The organism is Pseudofrankia coriaricola (assembly GCF_032027725.1).
GTDB lineage: Bacteria > Actinomycetota > Actinomycetes > Frankiales > Frankiaceae > Pseudofrankia.
The window spans coordinates 1-2,416 of the sequence record NZ_JASNFO010000193.1; the positions used below are offsets into that span (position 1 = coordinate 1).

The window sequence follows — 2,416 nt, forward strand, 5'->3', positions numbered from 1 at the left end:
GTCGCCGAACATCAGCGCATTGCTCTTCGCCCGGCGGAAGTACAGGTGCGCGGAGTGCTCCCAGCTGAAGCCGATACCGCCGTGGATCTGGACGTTCTCGGCGGCCGCGAAATCGAAGCACTCCGAACAGCGGATCTTCGCGATGGAGGCGGCGACGGGCAGCTCGGGGTCCGAGGTCGCCGCCGCCCACAGCCCGTGGGCCAGCGCGGTCCGAGCGGCATCCAGCTCGAGCGCCATGTCCGCGCAGCGGTGCTTGATCGCCTGGAACTGCCCGATCGGACGCCCGAACTGCACCCGCGTCCTCGCGAACGCGACGGCCGTCTCCAGCACCCGCGCCGCGCCGCCTACCTGTTCGCAGGCCAGGGCGACGGCGGCCAGGTGGCCGAGGTGCTCGAGGGTCGGTCCGGCGCCGCCCTCCGGGCCGACGAGCCGGCCCGGCACGGAGTCCAGGTCGAGGCGCGCCTGGCTGCGGGTGAGGTCGAGTGTCGGCATCGCGCCGCGGGTCAGACCCGGCGCGGTTCCGTCGACCGCGAAGAGACTGACGGCGGATCCCGCGCCGTCGCCCGTCCGCGCGGCGACGAGCACGAGGTCGGCGATGTGTCCGTCGAGGACGAACATCTTCGTCCCGTGCAGCTCCCAGCCCGCCGCGCCGCGCGTCGCGGTCGCGGCGACATCGGCCGCATCCCAGCGCCCCGACTCCTCCACGACCGCCACGGTCGCGATGGTCTCCCCCGCGGCGATGCCAGGCAGATAATCCTTGCGGGCCGCCTCGTCGTCGATGTGCAGCAACGCGCCGGTCGCGAGCACGACGGTGGACAGGTACGGCGCGCACGTCAGGGTGCGCCCCATCTCCTCGAGGACCACGCCGACCTCGGCGAAGGTGGCGTCGCTGCCGCCGTGCTCGGCCGGGATGCACAGCCCGGTGAGGCCGAGCTCGCCGGCCAGCCTCGCCCACTGCCCCCGGTCGTAGCCCTCCGGCGTCTCCATCAGTCGCCGGACGTCGGATTCGGCGGAGTGCGCGGCCAGGAACGACCGCACGGCCTGCCTCAGCTCGGCGCGCTCCTCGCTCGGTGCAAGGTTCATGCTCCTGTACCCCCTTGAGAGCTCGAAGAGCCCTGAGAGCCGCTCACTCCGAATCGGCGAGCTCGAGCTCGACGGCGTACCGCGCCCGGGCATCGGCGGCCAGGGACGGGAGGTGGCCGGTGGGGAACAACCCCGGGGCCGGCGCGACGCCGCGCAGCAGCTGCCGGGCCAGGTTCACCTTGTGAATCTCGGTCGGGCCGTCGGCCAGGCCCATGTGGAACGACTCCAGCACCCACCGGCCGAACGGCATCTCCGTGGAGACGCCCAGGGAGCCGTGCACCTGCAGCGCGCGGGACGCGACGTCCATCAGCACCTTGGGCATCGCCGCCTTGACCGCGGCGATATCGGCGCGCACCTTGTCGTAGTCGTTGTACCTGTCGATGCGCCAGGCCGTGCGCAGGACGAGCAGCCGGAACTGTTCCATCTGGATCCAGGAGTCGGCGATCATCTCCTGGACGAGCTGCTTGCGTCCGAGCATCTCGCCCTTGGTAGTCCGGGAGACCGCCCGCTCGCACATCATTTCGAACGAGCGCCTGACCAGCCCGACGGTCCGCATCGCGTGGTGGATGCGGCCGCCGCCCAGCCGGGTCTGCGCCACGGCGAAGCCGGCGCCCCGCTCGCCGAGCAGATGATCCGCCGGGACGCGTACGCCCTCGTAACGGATGTAGGCGTGGATGCCCTCATGTTCGTCGTGCCCGGACACCCCCACATTGCGGACGATATCGATGCCGGGGGTGTCCGCCGGGACGACGAACGCCGACAGCCGCCGGTGCGCCGGTGCGTCCGGGTCGGTGACCGCCATCACGATTAGAAACGAGGCGAACCGGGCGTGCGAGGAGAACCACTTCTCCCCGTCGATCACCCACTCGTCACCGTCGAGGCGGGCCAGGGTGGTGAACCCGGTCGGATCGGAGCCGCCCTGCGGTTCGGTCATCGAGAAACAGGAGACGATCCGGTTCTCGATCAGCGGTTCCAGGTAGGTCTTCTTCAGGTCGTCAGTGCCGTAGTGCGCGAGGATCTCGGCGTTTCCCGAATCCGGCGCATGGCAGCCGAACACGACCGGGCCGGAATGGGTACGCCCGAGGACCTCGTTGAGCAGTGCCAGCTTCACCTGCCCGTAGCCCGGGCCACCCAGCTCCGGGCCGAGATGGCAGGCCCACAGCTTCCGTTCCCGGACCTGGTCCTGCAGCGGCGGGATCAGCTTCGCGCGCACCGGGTCACGCACGTCCCAGGCGTGCTCGATGACGAAGTCGAGCGGTTCGACCTCCTCGCGGACGAACTCCTCGGCCCACTCCAGCTCGCGCGCATACTCCGGATCCGTCTCGAAGTCCCA

The 2,416-nt window shown here is 70.6% G+C and carries 2 protein-coding genes; both read right to left on the reverse strand.

Going from position 1 to position 2,416, the window contains the following annotated elements:
* A partial coding sequence (locus QOZ89_RS47015; RefSeq protein ID WP_312630397.1) for an acyl-CoA dehydrogenase family protein occupies nt 1-1,083 on the reverse strand: 1,083 nt, incomplete at its 3' end.
* Between the two features lie 43 nt (nt 1,084-1,126).
* On the reverse strand, nt 1,127-2,416 hold a 1,290-nt coding region (locus QOZ89_RS47020), incomplete at its 5' end, for an acyl-CoA dehydrogenase family protein (RefSeq protein WP_312630396.1).